Below are 20888 nucleotides of genomic sequence, written 5' to 3'. Positions count from 1 at the left end.
GGACTATTTGCGGTTCGGGTAGGACACCTCGCACACGCACCGGAACCCGATTTGCGGGGCCGGACCGCTGTAAGTTCCCCGCGCTTTGATAGTGCAGGCCTCCAGCGGTTCGAGGTAGCTGCCGCCCTTGGTTATGCCCCGTTCCTGCACCATTTCGGCGGCGTTGCCGAGTAATTGATACAGGCCGTGGTCGTTGGGTGGTCCTTGGTACACGTAACCCGGCGCCAGCAGCTTTAGAAAATGGGGTTCCGGTTGCCGGTAATTAATCCAGGAGCGCAGAGGTTTATGTTGGTTGTACTGCTTGATATCGGCCGTGATTTGTGCAGCGTCGGTAGGGCTGCCTGACCTTTTTTTCAGGTAGGCGGCTGCGCTGGGGTTAACGACGATGGGAAGTTCTGTGCACGTAGTGCCGTAGGGTAGTCCTCGCTCAACGAGTGCCGCCAGTTCCCATTCCGCCTCCGTGGGCAGCCGAAACGTGAAGCGTACGTAGTCTGCCGACAGCGTATCAGCAGGTTTTGCGTTATTCTGATTAAAGCTGGAGGTGACTACCTGACTACGCCAGCGGCAGAAGGCAACCGCCTGCTCGTAGCTGATGCCAACCACTGGATAGTAACGGTAAAACGGATCAGAAAAATAATCGGGACTGGGCAAGGCCGAGGAGAGAGGTAACAATGGGGCCGTTGTTGCGCCAGCCTGCTCCTGGTGCAGCAGGTACTGAAGCCATTCCCGGTTGGGAATTTCTGCCTCATCTATTCCCAGCGTGTCGTTAACCCGTACGATGCCCGGCGCAAAAACCTGCTTGGCTTCTTGAGCTGCTTTACGGGGAGGCTTTATCTGACCAAAAGAGCAGGTAGCAGTCCGGAAGTTGAATTGCAGAACCCGGTCGTCAGGATAGCCCCGGTAGGTGTTAGCGCCAGTACCCGGTATAACCCGTTGCCCTGTAGTTGTGCTGTACATACCGTCGAAGGTGCTGCTTGGGGTGCGGACAGAACAGCCGGCCACCAACAGCAGGACAGCAGAAAATAGAAGTGTAGGATAGGGCATGCCGGTAAAGAAAAGCAAGCCTTGCTACTACCCCAAAATCCGCAGTGAATCGGCGGAAATGAGCTGGGATGCCTGGTAGCGGCCTGCACGCGGGCCGTTTTCGAGGTTGAGCACGCCACGGGGGCAGGCCGTGCTGCACAGGCCGCAGCCCACGCAGGAGGCCCGCACAATCGGCTCGCCGCGCTGGGCGTACTGCTTCACGTCGATGCCCATTTCGCATACGTTGGAGCAGTTGCCGCACGAGATGCACTGGCCCCCGTTGGTGCTGATACGGAAGCGGGAAAAATGCTTCTGGAGCAGCCCCAGATAAGCGGCCATGGGGCACCCGAAGCGGCACCACACCCGGCTGCCCATCAGCGGGTAGAAGCCCACGCCAATCACGCCGGAGAAAATGGAGCCGATGAAAAATCCGTACACCTTGCTCAGCCCATCCACCGGACTCAGCCCACTCACCAGGGGCAGGCCCGACTGCTGCGGGGTGGTAAACCAGCCCGGTAGCACGCCCGCCGCTCCCAGCCACAGCAGCGCCGTGACAAACACAATAAAGCCCAGAATAGGGTAAATCAGACGGACTTCCCAGCGCCAGGCCGCGCGGCTTTTGTCGGATAGGTGGCGGTACGGGTCGCCGGCGGTTTCGGCCAGGCCGCCGCAGCCGCACACCCAGGAGCAGTACCACCGCTTCCCGAAGAAGTAGGTAAGCACCGGCGTAGCCACGAACGACATCACCGCGCCCCAGAACACCATGAATACGCCCAGGGCCGGGCCGCCATCCTTCAGCAGGTAGCTCACGGTGCCCGGAAACAGGTAGTCGTACTTGAGGGGCCAGAAGTAGCTGAAATAGTACTCGGGCCGCTGAAAAGCAAGCAGCAGCCCCGGCAGCAGGAAGGCAAACCCGAGCTGAAAGAACATGACCGAAGCCGTGCGGATGCGTTGGTAGGGCGAATGACGGTACTTCCACAGCGCCCGCCCGCCCATCAGCAGCACGGCCAGGGTGTAGAAGGTGCCGTAGAGAAACCATTGGTCGGCGGGGCGGCGGCGCAGGGCCTGGCTGACGGGGTCAAGGGCGTGGATGAGCTGGTTGAGCGGGCCGAAATTGCCCTGCCCATCGTCGTTGCTGAACCAGTAGAGCACCACGTAGAAGCCCGTGAGCACCACGGCCGTGAGCCAGGCCAGGGCGCCGCGGCCGGTACTGTCGCGCAGCCACAGGTTGTTCTGGCGCACGCCGGCCGGCTCCCGCCCGAATTTCCACCAGCTCCAGCCCAGCGTACCCGCACTCACCAGCCCCAGCGCCGCGAAAAAGCACAGCCGGGCCCGTGCCGCGTCAGCATCGAAGGCCACGGGTAGCAGCAGCAGCAGCCCCAGCCCCACCACGGCCAGCAGCAGCTTTTCAGGCACCGAAACCGGCGAAACAGGAGCAGTAGTCATGACGGTAGGGGAAGTCAAAAGGCAAAGAAAAAAAGGAAAGGGCAGAGACGTTGTGTTGCGTCTCTACATCGTTCTGTGGCCCGATGATGGAACCAGGTGGTAGCATATTATCCGGAAGTCAGCCCGCGGGATTGGCTTCGCCTTCCTTCGGTTCCTCGCGGGCTCGAAATGACGTTTGGCTGACAACCCCCAACTCAAAACCGGCAACACGCAACCGTCAACTCAATGATGGTGGTGATGGTCGTCGGAGGGCTTGCCGAAGTAATTGAGCAGCGTGCCGCCGATGTAGAGCGCCAGCCAGCAGAGGTACAGGTAGTTGTAGCCTTCAGGCTGCGCGTTGCCCAGCAGCCGGATGATAAGCTGGGCCCCAGCGCTCATGATAGCGCCCACCACGGCAATGAATTGAAAGCTGTTGAGGGCGTTGGGGTGATACAGTTTGGAGAAATCCATCGGGGAAAAGAAAGAGGAAACGAAAGATAGGCCGCGCGTACAGTGCTTATCGGCCGAATAACCCTCTACGGCGTCGCAGCGTCACCGGGTACTGCGGAAACTGCTGATTGAACGTGCGTACGATATCGGCCTCGTGCTGGCGGAAAAATTCCGGGTCAAAGTTAGCTGCTCCCAACTGCTCTAACACCTGCGGTACGGGAGTACCAGACCGTAGCCACTGTTCCCAGACCTCGTGGCGGTGGCGCAGGCCCAGCACATTCACGCCCGTTACAGCCAACGTATCGGTCCGGAAGTTCAGGCGCAACAGGTGCTGGCCATTAGGGTGTTGCCAGTAAAAACTATGCTCCCCGGGCGCGGGCCGGGCGGGCACGCGCCCATAGGTCTGGTATTCTAGGTCGAAGAACTTAGCCGAGTTGAACCACACGCCGCGCCGGTAGGAACGGGGCTGCCCGCAGATAGTGTAGGCCACGGTTTCGCCCTGCTGGCGGCCGCTGTACCAGAGCTGCTCCACGGCCACTTCCCCGGCGGCTGGCTGGCGGTGCTGGGCACAGTCGCCGGCGGCGTACACGTGGGGGGCGCTTGTCTGCAGATGCTCATCCACCAGGATGCCCCGCGCTACTTCCAGTCCGGCCGTCTGGGCCAGCTCGGTGTTGGGCTCTACCCCGATGGCCAGGCCCACCCACTGGGCGGGCAGCTCCTCGCCGGTGCTGGTACGTACGGCCCGCACCCGGCCCTCGGCATCGGGCAGCAGCTCGGCCAGCTCGGTGTGGTAGCGCACCGCAATGTGGTGGGCGGCCAACTGCTGCTGCACCAGGGCTGCCTCTTCGGGCGGCAGCACCGAGCCCCAGTAGTGCGCGTCGCGGATGAGCATGGTTACGGCCACGCCCTTAGCTGCCAGCATTTCGGCCAGCTCGATGCCAATCAGCCCGCCGCCTACCACTACTGCCTGCCCGATGCCGTGCGTGTCGCGGGTCATTTGCTCCAGGTCGGGCAGCGTCACGAAGCCCTGCACGCCGGCCAGCTCCCGGCCCGGCCACTGGCCCGGGCGGCTGCGCGAGCCGGTGGCCAGCAGCAGCTTATCGTAGGAAAGCACGGCACCGGTACTCAGCGTGACGGTGCGGGCCGGCGCATCGAAGGTGGTGGCGGTGGCGTGCACCAGCTCCAGGCGGTTTTCTTGCCAGAACCAGTCTTCGTAGGGCTTGATGTCCTGGGGGCGCAGGTGGCCCAGGTACACGTACATCAGGGCCGGGCGCGAAATGTGGTGGGGACTCTCGTCGGCCACCAGCGTAATGCGTGCCTCGGGCTGCAGCCGCCGGGCCGTGAGGGCGCAGGTGACGCCGGTAATGCCGTTGCCGATGATGACCAGATGCATGAAAGAGGAAGTGAAAAACGGGTGGAAAGCCGGGCAAAGCTACGCCGCCAGCCCGCATGTGGTTTTCGAGGGTACTTAACCCCGATGCCCGCCCGCGCGTACAGCCTACGGTAAACCTCATTCACTTAAATTTCCCGCCCAATGGCTACCGATAACGAAAAATCGAACAAGGACATCATTCACAACGACGAGCAGGCCATTCCTGAGAACGAGCAGTTGCAGAAGGAGAAGGAGTTCAAGCAAAACATGAGCAACGGTAAGGTCGCCAGTGACCCCTCGGCCCAGCGCAACACCGGCGCGGGCGGCTATACCCAGCGTTCCGACCAGAAAGACCAGATCGAAAACCTGCACATCGGTGGGGGCGAGGGCGAACCTCAGGGCGGCAACGACCACGACAATGCTGGGGAACAGGCCAGCGGCCCGGGCTTTGAGGTGGAAGGCAGCTACGACATGGGCAACCCTATCCGAAGCCGAGAGCAGGAGTTTGGTGAGAAAGAGCCAAGTGGCCCGGCCAAACCGGCTCACGACTAAGCTTCTTGCTCTACCATTCGGCGGCCCGGGGCTCGTTTCCACTTTGGGAACGAGCCCCGGTTTTTTTACAATAATTTCATTCGATGGGCTAGAAAGGTGCTAATTGTAACGATAAATAAATCCGAAAATTGGAATACTCAATTAGGTTACGCTTATGTTAAACCTATATCTTTAGGGGCCGATGGTGTCTGGGAAGGGAGAAATTCCTCTGCAGCTCCCTGTCCAACTCCTTGCTCGAGCCCTGTAAAATCCCCACTTTTTTTTACCTAACCATCTATGGATGCTAACACAACTACTCCCGCTGAAAACGAAGAAGTGACTCCGGACCTGCTCCACGAAGAAGAAGAAGAATTTTCGTCGGGTAATCGTCGGTTGGCCATTATTGTGGGGGCCATTGTGGCTATTGTGGTGCTGGGCTACGTGCTGCTGCCAGCGCAGGCTACCCGCCGCCTGGCCGATGCCATGCCGGTAATGGAACTCGGTGAAGCCACCGTTACCGGAGCCCGCGCCGCCGAGGAAGCCAAAACCGAGGAAACGGCAGAAGCCGAAGAAAAAGCCAAACCTACCACGCCGGCGGCCAAAGAGGCCGCTGCCAAACCGGCTACGCCAGTTGCCACCGCCGCTACGGTAGCGCCGGTAGCGGCCCCGGCAGAGGAGCCCATTGCCATTGAGCCCGTACCCGCCGCCACCCCAGCCCCCGAAGCGGCTCCTGCCACCGTCACCATGACCGGCCGCATCCTCGATGAAAACGGCCGCCCGATGGCCGGTGCCACCGTCATGGTGCGCGGCTCAAAGAAGGTAACCGGCACTGATGCCAACGGCAACTATACCCTGGAAGTACCCGCCGGCGACAATACGCTGGTATACGGTTACGGCGGCTACGAAGACCAGGAAGTGCGCACCCGCAGCACGCAGCCCCAGAACGTAACGCTGCTGCCCCGCGAAGGGGCCGCGCGTCGCCGCCGGTAGACCCGCTCTACGTCGCCAATGCGAACAGGGCACGCTGCCACCTGCCGTAAACCAGCAACTATGAAAAAGCCCCGCCGATGCATCGGTGGGGCTTTTTGCTTACAAAAAAACGGGTTGCTTATACCGGGGTATTGCCACCAAACCTGCGGCCGAACAGAAAATACACCGGAATGCCCAGGGCCACCAACCCCAAGCCGCGCCGGGAAAACTCCGCCGTATCCGGAGCCACCAGCAGGATGATGCAGAAAGCCGAAGCCAGGGTTACGTAGATGGCCGGCAGCACCGGGTAGCCCCAGGCCCGGTAGGGACGCGGAGCCTCGGGCCGCGTCCGGCGCAGCACGAAAATACCAATGATGGTGATGACGTAGAACAGAATCACCGAGAACATCACGTAGTTGAGCAGTTGTCCGTACGAGCCGCTCAGGCAGAGCAGGCAGGCCCACAGGCACTGCGCCCACAGGGCCCGGCTCGGTACGCCGGCCGCGTTCAGACGGGCCAGGCCCGGGAAGAACAGCCCGTCCTGGGCCATGGCGAAGTAGGCCCGCGCCCCGCTTAGGATAATGCCGTTGTTGGCCCCGAAGGTGCTGAGCATGATCAGTATGGCCATCACATACGCGCCCTTCTGACCCAGCACCGATTCGGCGACGGCCGTGGCCACCCGGTCGTCGGTGGCGTACTGGATGCCGCGGCCGGCTACCGTGGTAGCTTCGGGAGAACCGTGCAGGGGCAGCACCAGCAGGTACACCACGTTAATGAGGATGTACAACACCGTCACGATGGCCGTACCCATGGCCATGCTGCGCACCAGCGTACGTTCGGGGTTCACAATTTCCTCGCCCGCAAACCCGATGTTGTTCCAAGAGTCCGAAGAAAACAGGGAGCCCGTCATGGCCATGCCGATAGCCACCACCAGCCCGGATAAGCTCAGGGGCAGGGGCGCAAACGACGCGCCGGGCGCCGGGAAACGGGTGGCAGTCCACACATCCTGGAAGTTGGCTGAAATAGCCTCGTGGTTGATGCCCAGTGCCACCCCAAACACGATGAGCAGGGCCAGGGCCACCAGCTTGGTGCTGCCCAGCACGTTCTGGATGAGCTTGCCGGTGCGCACGCCCTGCGCGTTCAGGGCCGTAATACCGATGATGAGGATGATGGCCAGCAGCTGCACGCTGCTGAACTCCAGGCCGGCAACCTGAAGCAGTACGTTCTTCACGCTGAACCACGGTATCAGCACCCCGGTGAACTTGGCAAACGCCACCGCCACCGCCGCAATAACTCCGGTCTGGATGACCGTGAACAACGACCAGCCGTAGAGAAACGCCACCAGCTTGTTGTAGGATTCGCGCAGATACACGTACTGGCCGCCTACTTTCGGGAACATAGAGGCCAACTCACCGTAGCTGATAGCCCCGGCCATGGTAATAACGCCCGTCAGCAGCCACACCACCAGCAGCCAGCCGCTGGAGCCGACCTGTCGGGCAATATCGGCCGATACAATAAAGATACCGGAGCCAATCATACTGCCAGTCACAATCATGACGGCATCAAACAGCGTAATGGCCCGCTGAAAATGGCCTTGTTTTTCAGACATACAGGGAGAGGAGAAAGTGTTTCAGGCCGGAAGATAGAAAACTGGCCTGCAAACCGCATTAGCGGCGGCGCGCTGCATTCGGCGCACTCCGCCCCGAATGCCTATTTTTGCCGTTCCCCACCTCCCGGGTTTCCCGCATGTCGCAACGAGTACTGGTCTTCTTAACGGGTTTGCTGCTGCTGGCGGCGCTGGGCTCCTATGTATACTACCGCCGCACCGTGGCCCGGGTACCCGTGGACCCCTGGGCGCTGGTGCCCGATGATGCTGTGCTGGTAGCCGTCACGCGCGACCATCCGACGCTGGTGCGCCACCTCAAGGAAACCCAGCTCTGGGACAACATCAAAGCGGTGCGCTACTTCCAGCAGGTAGAAGACCAGTTGACCATGGCCGACAGCCTGACTGGCGGCCGGAACGTGGTACTACGTTTTCTGGGCCGCAAACGGGTCCTCACCTCCCTGCACGTTACCGGCCCCGGCCGCTTCGATGTGCTATTTCAGGTGCCCATCGGCAGCGTGCGGGAGTACCGGCAGGTGCGCGGGCTGATAGAAGGGCTGGGGCGGGACCCCCGGTTCACGGTAACGGACCGGGAATACCTGGGTCAGCTGCTGACGGAAGTGCGTAGCCGCAGCAGCAAGGAGGGCCTCACGCTGCTCAACTACCGCAACCACCTGCTGCTAAGTGCCAGTCCGGCCCTAGTAGAAGCCGTGGCCCGCCGCTTGGAGCACCCTGAAGCCCCTACCGTCGCCGCCGAGTTTCAAAGTACCGACTACTTCCAGCTGCGCGACGTGGATGCCACGCTGCTGCTCAACCAGCGGCGGCTGCCACAGCTGCTGGGCGTATTTTTCCGGCAGGAGCTCACTCCCGAAATAGCCGCTGTGGCCAGTCTGGCTCGCAATGAGATGACGGAAATGAAGCTGGCCGGTAACAAGGTCACCTTCAACGGCTTTGCCAACCCCGAAACGGCCCGCGACGGGCTGCATCAGCGCCTGATGGGCCAGCCCGCCCAGCGGCTGCGTATGGCGGAGGTGCTGCCCCTGCGGGCGGCGCTGGTGGTACACATCGGGCTGGGATCAGCCGCCGTCCTGCGCGGCCCGCGCCCCGTCGCCCCCGATTCGGTGGCTGCTGCCACGGGGCCGCTGCTGGATAGCCTCACGGCCCAGCTTAGTCAGGAAGTGGCCCTGTGCTATCTGGCAACTCCCTCGGCGCGGGCGCGGCCGGGCAAGCTGGCGCTGGCGTACACCGCCAACCCCGGCAAAGTAAGCAGCCTGCTGGGCCAGTTGCGGCGCGGCGTGGGGGCAAGCCCGGGCTTTACGCGGGTGGGGCCGTACCAGATTTACCAGACCGGTGTGCCGGAACTGCCCCGGCAGTTGCTGGGCCCGGCCTTCCGGGGGTTTGCGCGGCCCATGGTGGCACAGGTGGGTAATTACGTAGCGTTTGGCGATGATGAAGCGGCCCTCTATCAATGGCTGACCGATGTAGCGGCCGGGGAGGTGTGGAGCCGCTCACCCACGCAGGTCGCGTTTCTGCAGGAAGCCCAGCCCCTGGCCCGGCTGCGGGTGCTGCTGGACACGCGTAACTGCTGGAATCTGTTGCTGCGGGGGTTGCAGGAGGAGCGTCGGGCCGGGCTGTTGCGTAACGAAACCCTGTTTAAGCGCTTTCCGCAAGTGAGTATGCAGTGGGTGCCCGCCGCCGATGAGCGGGAGCCAGGCGCGCAGTATTTCACTCAGTTTGTGCTGCGGCATCCCATTGTAGGCCCCGCCGAGGCGCGCCCCCAGAACCAGAACGGCACGGGCAGCGTGCTGGCCTTCAAAACACCACTGAGCAGTTCGCCCGAAATAGTGCTTGTGAGCGGGGCGAAGCTGCCCGGCGTGCTGGTACAGGATACTTCCCACGTACTGCACTACATCACCCCCGACAATGTGGTGGCGTGGTCTGATTCGTTGCCGGGGCCGCTGGTGGGGCCTACGTATCGGCTGCCAGGGGCCACTGGTTTCCTGCTGTCAACGCCGGGGCAGCTGTTTCAGCTCAACAGCCGGGGGCAGGTGCAGCCCAACTTCCCGCTCAACCTGCCCGATACCGTACGCGCGACGTCCCTGAGCGTATCGCCGGCGGGGGGCAGTGCGCCGCGCCGGCTGCTGGTAGCCGGGGCCAGCGGCAATCTGTTTCTGTACGATACGCAGGGTCGCACATTTCCCGGCTGGCAGCCCAAGCAGCTGGAGTTCCGGCTGGCCGGGCCGCCCCAGTACCTCACCGTAGACGGCCGGGATGTGTTGGTGGTGCTGCTGGAAAACGGTTACGTGTATGCGTTTGACCAGGCCGGTAGCCCGTACCCGGGCTTCCCCATCAGCATGGGGGCGCGGCTCACGGGCAGCGGACTGGCCGAAACCGGGGCTTCGCTGAGCCGCAGCCGCGTGACGGTGGTGACCCAGCATGGGGAATTGGTGAGCTTCAACCTGAGTGGCGACATCATAAGCCGCCGCCGGGTAGCCACCTGGAGCCGTACCAGCCGTTTCCAGCTCATCCCCGACCAGCAGCAGCGGGACTACGTGGTGGCCCGGGAAGAGGGGAACCACTTTACGCTCCTAAGCTCCGGCGGCCGTCAGCTCCTGAATCAGACGTTCATCACCACGGCCCCACGCTCAGTGCAGTATTTCAACTTTGGCCCCGGCCGCCAACTGTACGCCGTCACGGAAACCGGCCCCGGCAAAACCTACCTCTACGATGCCGGCTCCCGCCTCATCGGGGGCCAGCCCTTCAACACCACTACTCCCCAGGTGGCCCTGTCCCACGACCCCGTGACCGGTATCTACCACCTGTTCCGGGTGGTAGGCTCCGAGCTGCGCCGTACGGATGTGAAGTTGTGAAGTGGTGAGGAGGTGTCATTGCGAGGCGAAGCCGAAGCACCCGAAGGACAGCGCAGCTAATCCTTCCTTCACGAAGCGCCTACCTTTGACCTACTCAAAAGCCCCTGACATCAGAACCAGACGTCAGGGGCTTTCTGTTTATCAGGGATTTTGACTGCGTACGGACGGATTGCTTCGGCTCCGCCTCGCAATGACAGTCGTTCATTCACCTATTTGTCAGCCAGCCTTTGCGGTAGAAATACGTGAGCTGGCCGATGACGATGAGCAGCAGCAGCCCCAGCAGCACCGGATAGCCCCAGGGACTGTACAACTCTGGCATGTTGAGGTAGTTGATGCGGCCGTCGGGGGCTTCGCGCTGGAAGTTCATGCCGTAGAGGCCCACCACGAAGCTCAGCGGAATGAAAATGCTGCTGATGATGGTCAGCACTTTCATTACCTCGTTGGCGCGGTTGCTCTGATCCGACATATACAGCTCCACCAGACTGCTCACGGTTTCCCGGTAGCTTTCGGCTAGGTCCAGGGCCTGAATGGCGTGGTCGTAGCAGTCCTTGAAGAATACCTTGATTTCCTCGGGTACCGTTTCATCGGGCATCCGCAGCAACTCGGCAATTTTCTCCCGCTCCGGGTACACCAGGCGGCGGAAGCGCACAATATCCTTCTTGATGTGCAGAATGCGGTTGAGCACGCGCCGGTCGGGGCGACCCTGGAAAATGCGCTCCTCCAGGGTTTCTAGATAGTCGCCGATGGCCGCCATAGTGGGGTAGTAATGGTCGAGTACCACATCGGTGAGGGCGTAGGCCAAGTAAAGCGGGGTGCGCCGCCGGATGTTGCTGCGGCCGGTGCGCAGGCGCAGGCGCACAGCGTCCAGGCAGTCCTCGTAATCATCCTGAAAGGTGAGGACGTAATTAGCCCCGGTGAAAATGGAAAGCTGGTCGTCGTCGATGTCCAGCAGGCGCGTGAATTCCGTCATGCGCGACACCAGAAACAGGCCATCTTCGGTTTCCTCCACCTTGGCCCGCTGGTAGTCGCCCAGCACGTCTTCCATCTGGAGCGGATGAATGCGAAAATCCTCTTGGATGCGCTGCATCAGGGGCAAGTCGTCGTACCCCCGAATGTCAATCCAGTGCTTTTGGTCGGGATGTTCCCGGAAGTAAGCCAGCAGTTCGTCGTAGCGGGGGTATTCGTGCTCCTCATAAAAATTCTCGTCGTAGGAAATCAGGAACAGGCGCGGCGACAGGGCATCTTCTCGCACGATGAGCGTGCCGGGGCGCTGGCCCACCATCTGCTCGCGGGCCTGGCGGGTGGCGTCCCGGTCAGCTACGGCCCGGGTGTGCAGGTGGTCATCTTCTTCGTCGGGAAGCGGTGCAGCGGACGGTGGCTGCGGGAGGGGAGTAGCAGGCGGAGGGCTAGACATGCAAAGGGCAGGAGGCAAAAGAATGGAACAGTTTACGGGATTCCGCCGAAAAAGCTGGGTGCTGCCCGGCAAACCAGGCCGGCCGCCACGTTGTGCTGGTAGCGGCGCGTACTGAATAGGGCGGGAAATACTCGTACTTTCGCCGGCCGTTTTTACTCTGCCTTTGCTACCCTTGCCTCCCGTTCCTGCTGCTGTTCTGCCCCTGCCGGCTTTTGAGGCCCGATACGGCGTGCGGCTGCTGACGGGCCTGGCCCCGGTTCCGATACTTCCTCTGGCGTACGCGCCCTGGCTATACCTCACCCCCGCGCATCTGGCTCTGCAATACGGTCCCGGCGAGCGGCTACACTTCTTGCTGGAAGAGACGGAACCGGGGCGCACGGTAGCACAGCTAACGGTGTTTCTGAGTGCGGATGCCACTACCGCCCGTAGCCACTGGCAGGCACCTTTCGGCGGCGTGCAAATGGCCCCGGAGTTGCCAAAAGCGGTGCTGACAGAGTTTTTGCGGGCAGTTGAAGCGGAATTGCGGGCCCTGGGAATACGGCGGTTTACGGTGCGGGCGCACGCCTTTGCCTACGAGCCGGCCGCCAGTGCCTGCCTGACCGAAGTGCTTACCCGGCTTGGCTTCCAGGTGCTGCTGGCGGAGCTCAACAATCATCTGCCCCTCGACCAGGAGTACACCGCGCGGCTGCATCCTTCGGAACGGCGGCGGCTGCTGAAGTGCGAGCGGCACGGGTTGCGCTTCGAGCAGGAGCCGCCGCTGCTACTGCCGCTGGCGTACGAGTTTCTGCGCCGCTGCCGCGAGGAAAAGGGCCAGGAATTGTCGATGACGCTGGAGCAGCTCCAAACGCTGTTTCAGGCACTGCCACGCCAGGTATTCCTGTTTTCGGTGCGTGACGCGGCGGGGGACTGGGCGGCCCTGACCATTGCCATTCAGGTGCGGTTCGATGTACTGTATAACTTCTACCCCGCCAGCCCGCTGGCTTATAACTCCTTGAGTCCGGTGGTGTTGCTGAACGCCGGGCTGCACGCGTTTGGCCGGGCCAGCGGGATGCGCCTGCTCGATTTGGGCACCTCCACGCTGCCGGAGGGTCTGAATCAGTCGTTGCTGCGGTTCAAGCGTCATTTGGGCGGCGTGCCCAGCCTCAAGCTGACGTTTGAGAAGGCGCTGTAGCAACTCTGCGGGTAATACCGCGCCGCGTACTCGTGGCTTATGGTTAAACGGCGCCGGGCACCCCGGCACCCGTTATATTACCCGGAATTCGTACCTCAAAAGATATCCTGCCGGTCAGGTAAAACCAGGCCGGCCGCCGACTGCTTACCCTTGCTTTATGACTGCACCCGATGCCCAGCCCGAACCCCGCGCCGCCGTACTAGGCCGGTTTCTGCGTGGCTCCCTGGGTTCTGCGGTAGCCGTAGCGGCCCGTACGGCGGGGGCGTTGCTGCTCAACAAGCTGCTGGCCGTGTACGGCGGCCCGGGCGGACTCACGCTGCTGGCGCATTTCCAGAACCTGATGGCCCTGTTCACTACGCTGCCCAATGACGGGGTACATGTAGGAGTGGTCAAATACCTGGCCCCGCTACGGGCCGGCTCGGGCCGCTACCGCGCGTGGCTGGGCGCGGGGCTGTTGCTGAATGCGCTGGCCCTGGGGCTGAGCGTGGCGCTGGTGCTGCTGGTGCCCGGCCCACTGGTAGGCGTGTTTCAGATGGGGCCGGGCTGGAGCCTGCTGTTTGGTCTGGGGCTGCTGCTGCTCATCGGGCACGCCTTTGTGGTGACGCTGCTGCTGGCGGCCGGCCGGCTGGGGGCCTACGTGGGCCTGACGGTATTGCTGAGTGCCCTGGGGCCGCTGGCCGTGGCAGCCGTGCTGGGGGCCGGCGGCTCGGTACCGTATGCGCTGCTGGCCTACCTGGGGGCGCAGGGCCTCACCCTGGGGCCCGCCGCGTGGGTGGCGGCCCGGGCCAGACTACTGCCACGGCTGCGCGGCCGCATCAGCCGTCCGGCTCTGCGCGGGCTGGGTCGGTTTCTGCTGATGGCCTTGAGTGTGCTGCTGTTTTCCAAAGTTGTGGATTTCAGCCTACGCGAATTGCTGATCCGGCAGTTCGGGCTGGCCGCCACCGATTTATGGCAGGCCGTAGCCAAACTATCCGATAACTATACCATGGTGTTTTCGGCGGTGATGAGCAGCGTGTACTACCCGCGCCTGGCGGCCCTGAATGCCCGGCCCGCCGCGCGCGGCCAGTTTGTGCGCATGGTGCTGCTGCTGTTGGCCCCGGGGTTGGCCCTGGCCCTGGGGCTGCTGTGGCTGCTGCGCGGCTGGCTGCTGCCGCTGCTGTTCGAGCCCCGCTTTGCCGCCGCCGACTTCCTGCTGAGCCCCCAGCTACTGGCCGACTGGGCTAAATTTCTGACCTGGACTTTGCTATTTCTGCTGACGTCGCAGGCGCGGGTGGGGCGTTACGTGGCCGTGCAGGCTGCGTCGGCGGTGGTGCTGGCCGGCTTGCTGGCGGTGTTGCTGCCACGCTACGGTTTGCTAGGCGCGCCGCTGGCCCAGGCCGCCCGCTACGGGCTGTTGCTGGGGTGGTGTCTGTGGTTCTTCCGGCGGGAAATCCGGTGAGAGCTTCACATTCTTTATTACCAGATGGTATAGCTGGGAGTCTCATGCAATCCTAGTACCGACGGTTGCCGACTGAGCGTGGCTGGTAGAATCGTGCTCGGGTACTGCTGTGGCAGTCGGAGGCGTATCTTGCCGCCGCATGCCTACCGCTTCCCAGCCTCTCGTTACCATTGTGGCTCTGTGCCATAACCACGCCCGGTTTCTGGAAACCGCTCTGGATTCTATCCTGACCCAGACGTATCCGCAGCTGGAGGTGTTTCTGGTAGACGATGCCAGTACCGACGACAGCCCGGCAATACTGCGCCGCTATGCTGCCGCGCACCCTGGCTGGCACCTGCGGCTGCTGCCCGCAAACGTGGGGAACTGCCAAGCCTTCAATTCGGCTTTCCGGGAAGCGCAGGGTGAGTTTATCATTGACTTTGCCACCGATGACGTGCTGCTACCCGATCGGGTAATGCAGCAGGTGGCGGCTTTTGCCGAAGCCGGCCCCCGCTGCGGCATGGTGTATTCAGATGCGGAGCTGATTGACGAAGCCGGCCGGTTCGTGCGCCGTCATTTCCGCCGTGATGCGCACGGGCAGCTCCATCCCCGGCCGGCCAGTGGGGCGGTGTTTGCCGAGGTGCTGGCTCGTTATTTCATTAGCACACCCACCATGCTCATGCGCTGCGCCACGCTGGCCCAGTTGAACGGCTACGATGAAACCCTGGCCTACGAGGATTTCGACTTCTGGGTGCGCGCTAGCCGCGACTGGGATTTTTACTTCCTCGACGCCGTCACGACCCAAAAACGGCTGCACCCGCAGTCGATGTCGAGCAAGGGTTACCGCCCCCACGACCCGTATCTGCTTTCCACCATCAAGGTTTGCCGCAAGGCCCAGGTCCTGTGCCGCACTCCCGCTGAACGGGCTGCTCTGGCTGTGCGCGTGCGGTGGGAGTTGCGCCAGGCCGCGCGCCACCGCAACTTTCCCGAAGCCCGGGAGCTGTACCGGCTGCTGCGGGAGCTACGCGCCGTACGGCCGCTGGATTGGTTAGTGGGTGCGGTTTTGTCCGTTATTTGAATGAAGTGTAGGACTGTGCAGCCGCCTATCATTACGAGCAGCGCGAAGCAATCCGTCCTTCACAAAGGACCAAGCCCTGAAATGCAGCAAGCCCCTGACGCCGGCGCAAACGTCAGAGGCTTTGTGGGTCTTTAGGGATTCAGACTGCGGAAACTCTGTTATTGCGAGCAGCGCGAAGCAATAACAGAGTTTCGTCACTTGCTACTTAGCTCAACTTCATACAGCTCTACGCGGCCATCCTGGGCCACCAGTTGGCGGCGCGGGTACCAGCTCAGCACCGAATCGGGGGAGTAGCGGATGAGTTTGCGGGTTAGCTCATCGTTGCTGAGCGTGGCGCGGTTCAGCAGCAGCCAGGCGTGCTCACCGGGGACGAGGCGCACGGAGTCGCGGGCCCAGTAGCGGCGGTAGCGCAGGCCGGCCGGCACCCGGAAACCGTAGGTAAAATCGTAGTTGCCAATCAGGTAGTCGTCTACCAGCACCGTGCCCCGGGCCGGAGCCTGGAGGTGCTGCCGGATCAGCCGGGCCTGCGCAAAATGCTCCGATACCGACGGCTTCCGCATGAAGTATACCGGCCGGATGGCCAGTGCCAGGGCCAGGACTAGTACGGTGCCGGCCGCCAGAGCCGGGGTGCCCGGTGCCAGCCGGGCCGGCCAGCGGCGCAGCCAGGTGCCCAATCCCAGCAGCAGCAGAAACAGCCCCGGCCCCGCGTACACAACGGAAAGCGCGCTACGCAGCCAGGCTGCCATCAGTAGCAGAGCCAAACCTGCTACTACCGCCGGCCGGCCGGCCCGCTTGGTCAGGCGCTTCAGCCCGAAGCCAGCGGCTAGTGCCAGTGGGGGAAGGAGCGGAGTGGTCATGCGGGGCAGCAAAGTGATGGGATTATACTGGCTCAGTGACGTGCTGCCCACCCAGTACAACAGCAGCGTAATACCCGCTAAAACCAGCCAGAACCAGCGGTCTGACGTTGCCTGGCGAGTTACTGCCGGCCCGGAAGAACGCCCAACCGCCCCGCCGGCCAACACCAGCAGCAGTCCCATCCCCGCACCCACGAAGAAGCTGAGCGGCTGCCAGGTGACACGCGCCAGCAGCGCAGCCCGGTTGCCGGCCAGAAAATTCCCGTCTTTCAGATACTCATTGGTATGTTCAATCAAATGAATGCGGTAGAGCGCATCATGGGTAACGTATTGGTAGAAGCCCAGGTAGCCCGCCAGCAGCAACGCGCCCGTACTTAAAGCCGTCAGCCAGAACCGGCTGTGTTGCCGTTGCGCGGCATCAAGCCCCAGTACGCCCACGTAAAAAGGCAGGTAGTAAGCAATGGTTTCTTTGCTGAGCAACGCCGCGAAGCTCAGCAGCGCAAACCCTGCACCCCACCAGACGGCCCGGCGGCCCGGCTCCCGGCCCCGCAGCAGCGTGGCGGCCCCGGCCAGGCACCAGAACATTAGGATGTTGTCGGGGTAGAGGTAGTTAGTGAGGTTGAGCGTGAAGTAGTGCAGCCCCAGTAGCAGCATGGCCCCGCTGGCTACCACTGGCTCCCGCCGCCGGTACAGCCGCCAGATCAGCCCCGCGCAGCCCAGCGTGGCCAGCAGCGGCCAGAGCGTGGCACTGATGATATTGAATCCGAATAGCGCGAAAAGCCCTGCCACCGGCCCAAAAATTAGGTAACGCTCCTTCAGCGGGTCGTGCAGCAGGCCCTGCGGGTCGGGGGCTAGGTAGAACGTGCCCGTCAGCAGCTGGTGGGCGTAACGGGCATAGTAATAGTCATCAAGGGCATAGAGGCCTTCGTGGGTCAGCAGGAAATAGGCCACGGTCAGGAGCACTACATACAGCAGCGTCCAGTCGGGCAAGCGGGTCAGCGTACGATTCACCCCGGCAAGATCAAGTGAAATAGTGAAACGGGGAAATAGTGAGTTTACGCGTTGGATGGCGCAACTTGCGCAACCCGCACTGTGTAGCGGGCAACCCGCCGCTTCTCCGTCCCGCTATTCCCTTCGTTGTGTCGCGCCGTATTCTGCTTGTGCTGCTGCCGCTTGTGCTCCTGTTGCTGGGCGGCGCGGTGCTGGGCTGCTACTTTGAAACCAACGACGACCTGACCATCGTGGCCCTGCTGCGGGGCGAAACGGCCGCCGCTCCGGTCACCGACCTGTTGCTGTATTTTCATGGGTTTGCCTGGCTCTGGAGCCGGTTGTATGCGGCCGAGCCGTTGCTTCCCTGGTACGGCCTTACGCTGTACGGACTGTTGTATGCGGCCACTGTATTGGTATTCGCGGTGCTGTACAGGCTGCTGCGCCCATACGCCGGCCGCTGGCTGGTGCTGGCGGTGCTGGTGCTGTTCTGGAGCGTGGCGTGGCTGGAGCATGGCCTCTGGTTCAACTACGTGCGGGTGCCGCTGCTGCTGGCCGGAGCCGGTGTGCTGTTTGCTGCTCAGCGCGCGCCGGCCCGTTGGGCCTTGGTGGTAGGTGTACTGGCTTTCGGTGTAAGCTGGATGATCCGGCCCAGCGCGGCCGTGCTGGGTGTGCTGGCCGTGGCACCGGGCATGTGGTGGCTGGCGCAGCGGCGCAGCCTGCCGGTACTGGCCGGGGCCGCCACCTGGGCCGTGCTGGGCGCCCTGTGGCTGAACCTCACCTGGAGCCCCACCGCCGCAACCTTCCGCCGCCTCGATGTGCTCAAGTCCAACCTCAATGACTTCCAGCTGGCCGCCCCGCCTGTGCAACCCCTGACGCCGCCGGATAGCCTGGGCTTGGCCGCCGCCCGGCAGTGGATGTTCGCGGATTCTACCTTGGTGAATGAGGCTTTTTTCGTCCGTGCCGCACCGTTTCGGCTGGATTACTTTCTGCAGGAAACGGCCCCGGCCAAGCTGCTGGCTGTACTTCGGCAACTCCCCCGTGACTATTTTCCGCTGCTGCTGCTGCTGGCTGCTACCTGGGTATTGGTGGGCCGCCGGCCGGGTAGCCGACGGTACTGGCTGGGGCAGATCGGGTACGCGGGGCTGCTGCTGGGCCTGGGCACGGTGCTGAAGCTGCCGCCCCGGCTGGCCCTGCCGCTTCTCGATTTCTGGGCTCTCAGCAACCTGGTTTTTGTGTTTTGCTTGAACCCGCTGCCGCGCCGGGCGGTGCCGGTACTACTGGCGGTTTTACTGGCGACGGCAGTGCCCTATGGCTATAAAACCTGGCACCGTAGCACCGTGTTGGCCAAAGAGCAGGCGCGAAACCGACAGTTGCGGCGGCAGTTCTATCTGGCTGCACCGAGCAGAGCAAATAGTGTGGTAACAGATCTGATAGAAGATTTCTACAAATCAGAATCTCCATTCTTGGAAGGTAAGTTGCCTAGGCAAATGCATACAGTTCTTCTGCGTGTTAAAGGTCCATTGCCAATAATTCTTTCCCTGCGCGGCTGGCAAACCCTGCACCCCTCGCAGCCCGCGCTCCGCCAGCACCTCACCGGCTCCCGCGACTTCACCGAGTCACTGCGGCGTCTGGGCGTACGCTCGGATGTGGCCTGGCTTCTCTCACCCGAAGGAGCTGCGCTACTCAACCGGGAGCTACAGTTGCGTCATCAACCCGGGCGGCCAGTTATGCGACTGGAGCAAGTACGGCCGAAGCTACAAACCCGGAAAAATACTATGCATGCATACCAAATGCGTGTAAAATTCCCGCAATAACCGGCAAAAGCCAAAATTTTATTATCCGCTAAGGACTTATTCCGGGCGCGACGGAGTAGGGTAGATATACCTTTGAGGTTGACAGTTCTCCCTTTTCCCCTATTGCCATGATTACCGCCAACATGACCTCCCGTGGGGAAGTGCTCCAGCATATGGAAGGCTTCCTGAAAGATAACCTGGGTACCTTCCTGAAAAGCGTGGAAAGCAGCTGGCAGCCCTCTGACTACCTGCCTGACTCCCGACTCGATACCTTCTTCGATGAAGTGAAGCTGTTGCGCGAGCGGGCGAAAGAATTGAGCTACGACCTGCTGGCGGTCCTGATCGGCGACACGATTACCGAAGAAGCCCTGCCCAACTACGAGGCCTGGTTCCACCAGCTCGACGACCTGAACCGGGACCCCGACAACGGCTGGGCCCAGTGGATCCGGGGCTGGACGGCGGAGGAAAACCGCCACGGCGACTTGCTCAACCGCTACCTCTACCTCTCAGGCCGCGTGAACATGCGTGAGTTCGAGGTGAGCACTCAGTACCTGATTGCAGATGGCTTCGACCTGGGCACTGCCCACGACCCGTACCGTGCCTTCGTGTACACCAGCTACCAGGAAACGGCCACTAACCTCTCGCATCGCCGCGTAGGCCAGCTGGCTCGCAAAGTCGGCGACGATGGCCTCTCCAAAATCTGCGGGATGATTGCCGGTGACGAAAACCGCCACGCCCGGGTGTACAAAACCTTCGTGGAGAAGATTTTCGAAGTTGATCCGTCGGAAATGATGCTGGCCTTCGAGGACATGATGCGCAAGAAGATTGTCATGCCTGCCCACTACATGCGCGAAATGGGCGTGGAAATGGGCAAAACCTTCGGCCACTTCACCGACGCGGCCCAGCGCCTGGGCGTGTACACCAGCCACGACTACACCGACATCCTTGATACGCTCATCGCCGACTGGAAAATCGACCAGATCACCGGCCTCACCGGTGCCGCCGAAAACGCTCGGGAATACATTATGGCCCTGCCCAACCGCCTGCGCCGCGTAGCCGACCGCATGTCAGTCCCTAAGCTGGAATACAAGTTCAAGTGGATTGAGTAACTGGTAATCCAAGAGCGTTATTAGTGATTAGGACCGAAGAATAGAAAAAAGAGGCCCCACCGTAACCCGGCGGGGCCTTTTACATACATTCTAAACTCTAATCTTAGCGCTGTGCACCCATCACGAGTTTACCGTTGGGGTCGAGTGTATACTCCACGGTACGGTTGCCGGCTTGTTGAGTTGAGTCTGTAGGAGTAACGGGGAAGGAGCGCACCAATTTATTGCCGCTGATCTGGTACATATCCTGGCCAGTATAACCCATACCGGCGTTGCCGGCCGGCGTGCCGGGGAAGCTGATGGGAGCATAGCCCCGCTCAGCAAACTCATAGGCATACAGGCCACCGTTGGCTTTTTTGTTATCGGTCATGATGTACAGTTCGGGCTTACCGTTACCGTTCAGGTCACCGGAAGCTACGTTGGTTACGGCACCAGTTACTTCTACCCGCAACGGGTCGATAGTCTGGGCTGAGCCACGGTAGGAGCGGATACTTACGATACGAGGCTCTTGCGAACCAAAGGTTTTTACCGAAAACCGGTATTCGCCCTGCGTTACCTCGCGGTTGAAGCTTACGTCGCTCTCATCCACGGTAGGAGAAGAGGGAACCGTGTCCGAAGACGTTTCACTGGCAACCTGACGCGTGGAGTCGCAGGCCGACAGCGTGGCGGCAGCAAAGCCGGTAGCCAGAAGCAGACGAGAAAAAGAGGCAGTACGCATAGAAAAAAGAGAATTAGGGAAGATGCGGCATAAACTCCGGCACTCGCCGGAGTCTGATTTTCATCGGGGGAGAGTTTGGCCGTTGTAAACGCAATGTAATTAGA

General features: G+C 61.9%; 16 protein-coding genes. 8 read left to right on the top strand and 8 right to left on the bottom strand.

The annotated features are described in order from the left end of the window. Nucleotides 1-3: 3 nt before the first annotated feature. The 4 genes from HSW_RS13760 to HSW_RS13745 all read right to left on the bottom strand — a co-directional run bounded on the left by HSW_RS13760 (nucleotide 4) and on the right by HSW_RS13745 (nucleotide 4291). A complete protein-coding gene (locus tag HSW_RS13760) occupies nucleotides 4-1044 on the bottom strand; it encodes a formylglycine-generating enzyme family protein (RefSeq protein ID WP_081768412.1) in 1041 nt (346 codons plus the stop codon). A 27-nt stretch (nucleotides 1045-1071) separates the two neighbouring features. Then, a complete protein-coding gene (locus HSW_RS13755; protein ID WP_044002404.1) occupies nucleotides 1072-2469 on the bottom strand; it encodes a 4Fe-4S binding protein in 1398 nt (465 codons plus the stop codon). 222 nt (nucleotides 2470-2691) lie between these two features. After that, a complete protein-coding gene (locus tag HSW_RS13750; protein WP_044002403.1) occupies nucleotides 2692-2919 on the bottom strand; it encodes a hypothetical protein in 228 nt (75 codons plus the stop codon). Nucleotides 2920-2965: 46 nt separating this feature from the next. Beyond that, on the bottom strand, nucleotides 2966-4291 hold the full coding sequence (locus tag HSW_RS13745; RefSeq protein WP_044002402.1) for an NAD(P)/FAD-dependent oxidoreductase: 1326 nt from the start codon (nucleotides 4289-4291) through the stop codon (nucleotides 2966-2968). Nucleotides 4292-4432: 141 nt separating this feature from the next. On the opposite strand from HSW_RS13745, the gene HSW_RS13740 reads away from it, so the two are divergent. Together HSW_RS13740 and HSW_RS13735 are read left to right on the top strand one after the other, a co-directional pair. Further along, nucleotides 4433-4822, top strand: coding sequence for a hypothetical protein (locus tag HSW_RS13740; protein WP_052346435.1), 390 nt, complete (start codon nucleotides 4433-4435; stop codon nucleotides 4820-4822). Nucleotides 4823-5098: 276 nt separating this feature from the next. Then, the gene (locus HSW_RS13735; RefSeq protein WP_044002401.1) at nucleotides 5099-5791 is read left to right on the top strand and encodes a carboxypeptidase-like regulatory domain-containing protein; all 693 of its coding nucleotides are present in this window, start codon (nucleotides 5099-5101) and stop codon (nucleotides 5789-5791) included. A gap of 118 nt (nucleotides 5792-5909) precedes the next feature. Here HSW_RS13735 and HSW_RS13730 read toward each other — a convergent pair whose 3' ends face one another. Continuing rightward, the gene (locus HSW_RS13730) at nucleotides 5910-7379 is read right to left on the bottom strand and encodes an APC family permease (protein WP_044002400.1); all 1470 of its coding nucleotides are present in this window, start codon (nucleotides 7377-7379) and stop codon (nucleotides 5910-5912) included. Nucleotides 7380-7516: 137 nt separating this feature from the next. On the opposite strand from HSW_RS13730, the gene HSW_RS13725 reads away from it, so the two are divergent. Continuing rightward, nucleotides 7517-10243 carry a hypothetical protein gene (locus HSW_RS13725; protein ID WP_044002399.1) on the top strand — a complete coding sequence of 909 codons (2727 nt, stop codon included), beginning with the start codon at nucleotides 7517-7519 and terminating at the stop codon, nucleotides 10241-10243. A 205-nt stretch (nucleotides 10244-10448) separates the two neighbouring features. Here the strand turns inward: HSW_RS13725 and corA are convergent, their stop codons facing one another. After that, nucleotides 10449-11657, bottom strand: a complete 1209-nt coding sequence (gene corA, locus HSW_RS13720; RefSeq protein WP_081768411.1) for a magnesium/cobalt transporter CorA — start codon at nucleotides 11655-11657, stop codon at nucleotides 10449-10451. 172 nt (nucleotides 11658-11829) lie between these two features. Between corA and HSW_RS13715 the strand changes: the two genes are divergently transcribed. The 3 genes from HSW_RS13715 to HSW_RS13705 all read left to right on the top strand — a co-directional run bounded on the left by HSW_RS13715 (nucleotide 11830) and on the right by HSW_RS13705 (nucleotide 15323). Then, complete coding sequence (locus HSW_RS13715) at nucleotides 11830-12828, top strand: hypothetical protein (protein WP_044002398.1); 999 nt, start codon at nucleotides 11830-11832, stop codon at nucleotides 12826-12828. Between the two features lie 157 nt (nucleotides 12829-12985). Continuing rightward, nucleotides 12986-14266 (top strand): MATE family efflux transporter, encoded by a 1281-nt coding sequence (locus HSW_RS13710; RefSeq protein WP_044002397.1) that lies wholly within the window; start codon nucleotides 12986-12988, stop codon nucleotides 14264-14266. 139 nt (nucleotides 14267-14405) lie between these two features. After that, on the top strand, nucleotides 14406-15323 hold the full coding sequence (locus HSW_RS13705) for a glycosyltransferase family 2 protein (RefSeq protein WP_044002396.1): 918 nt from the start codon (nucleotides 14406-14408) through the stop codon (nucleotides 15321-15323). Between the two features lie 194 nt (nucleotides 15324-15517). Here the strand turns inward: HSW_RS13705 and HSW_RS13700 are convergent, their stop codons facing one another. Further along, a complete protein-coding gene (locus HSW_RS13700; RefSeq protein ID WP_044002395.1) occupies nucleotides 15518-17188 on the bottom strand; it encodes an ArnT family glycosyltransferase in 1671 nt (556 codons plus the stop codon). Nucleotides 17189-17316: 128 nt separating this feature from the next. On the opposite strand from HSW_RS13700, the gene HSW_RS13695 reads away from it, so the two are divergent. Both HSW_RS13695 and HSW_RS13690 read left to right on the top strand, forming a co-directional pair. Next, nucleotides 17317-18981 carry a hypothetical protein gene (locus HSW_RS13695; protein ID WP_044002394.1) on the top strand — a complete coding sequence of 555 codons (1665 nt, stop codon included), beginning with the start codon at nucleotides 17317-17319 and terminating at the stop codon, nucleotides 18979-18981. Between the two features lie 107 nt (nucleotides 18982-19088). Then, the gene (locus HSW_RS13690) at nucleotides 19089-20069 is read left to right on the top strand and encodes an acyl-ACP desaturase (RefSeq protein ID WP_044002393.1); all 981 of its coding nucleotides are present in this window, start codon (nucleotides 19089-19091) and stop codon (nucleotides 20067-20069) included. 103 nt (nucleotides 20070-20172) lie between these two features. On the opposite strand, the gene HSW_RS13685 is transcribed toward HSW_RS13690, so the two are convergent. Continuing rightward, nucleotides 20173-20784 (bottom strand): hypothetical protein, encoded by a 612-nt coding sequence (locus HSW_RS13685; protein ID WP_044002392.1) that lies wholly within the window; start codon nucleotides 20782-20784, stop codon nucleotides 20173-20175. Between the last annotated feature and the right edge of the window lie 104 nt (nucleotides 20785-20888).

Source organism: Hymenobacter swuensis DY53, assembly GCF_000576555.1.
In the GTDB taxonomy this organism is placed as follows: Bacteria; Bacteroidota; Bacteroidia; order Cytophagales; family Hymenobacteraceae; genus Hymenobacter; species Hymenobacter swuensis.
This window is presented reverse-complemented; position numbering and strand designations above follow the sequence as displayed.

Coding starts and splice junctions, on each gene's coding strand:
- HSW_RS13710 (WP_044002397.1), top strand. CDS start 12,986: ATGACTGCACCCGATGCCCAGCCCGAACCCCGCGCCGCCGTACTAGGC.
- HSW_RS13745 (WP_044002402.1), bottom strand. CDS start 4,291: ATGCATCTGGTCATCATCGGCAACGGCATTACCGGCGTCACCTGCGCC.
- HSW_RS13735 (WP_044002401.1), top strand. CDS start 5,099: ATGGATGCTAACACAACTACTCCCGCTGAAAACGAAGAAGTGACTCCG.
- HSW_RS13750 (WP_044002403.1), bottom strand. CDS start 2,919: ATGGATTTCTCCAAACTGTATCACCCCAACGCCCTCAACAGCTTTCAA.
- corA (WP_081768411.1), bottom strand. CDS start 11,657: ATGTCTAGCCCTCCGCCTGCTACTCCCCTCCCGCAGCCACCGTCCGCT.
- HSW_RS13730 (WP_044002400.1), bottom strand. CDS start 7,379: ATGTCTGAAAAACAAGGCCATTTTCAGCGGGCCATTACGCTGTTTGAT.
- HSW_RS13685 (WP_044002392.1), bottom strand. CDS start 20,784: ATGCGTACTGCCTCTTTTTCTCGTCTGCTTCTGGCTACCGGCTTTGCT.
- HSW_RS13740 (WP_052346435.1), top strand. CDS start 4,433: ATGGCTACCGATAACGAAAAATCGAACAAGGACATCATTCACAACGAC.
- HSW_RS13760 (WP_081768412.1), bottom strand. CDS start 1,044: ATGCCCTATCCTACACTTCTATTTTCTGCTGTCCTGCTGTTGGTGGCC.
- HSW_RS13755 (WP_044002404.1), bottom strand. CDS start 2,469: ATGACTACTGCTCCTGTTTCGCCGGTTTCGGTGCCTGAAAAGCTGCTG.
- HSW_RS13725 (WP_044002399.1), top strand. CDS start 7,517: ATGTCGCAACGAGTACTGGTCTTCTTAACGGGTTTGCTGCTGCTGGCG.
- HSW_RS13690 (WP_044002393.1), top strand. CDS start 19,089: ATGATTACCGCCAACATGACCTCCCGTGGGGAAGTGCTCCAGCATATG.
- HSW_RS13705 (WP_044002396.1), top strand. CDS start 14,406: ATGCCTACCGCTTCCCAGCCTCTCGTTACCATTGTGGCTCTGTGCCAT.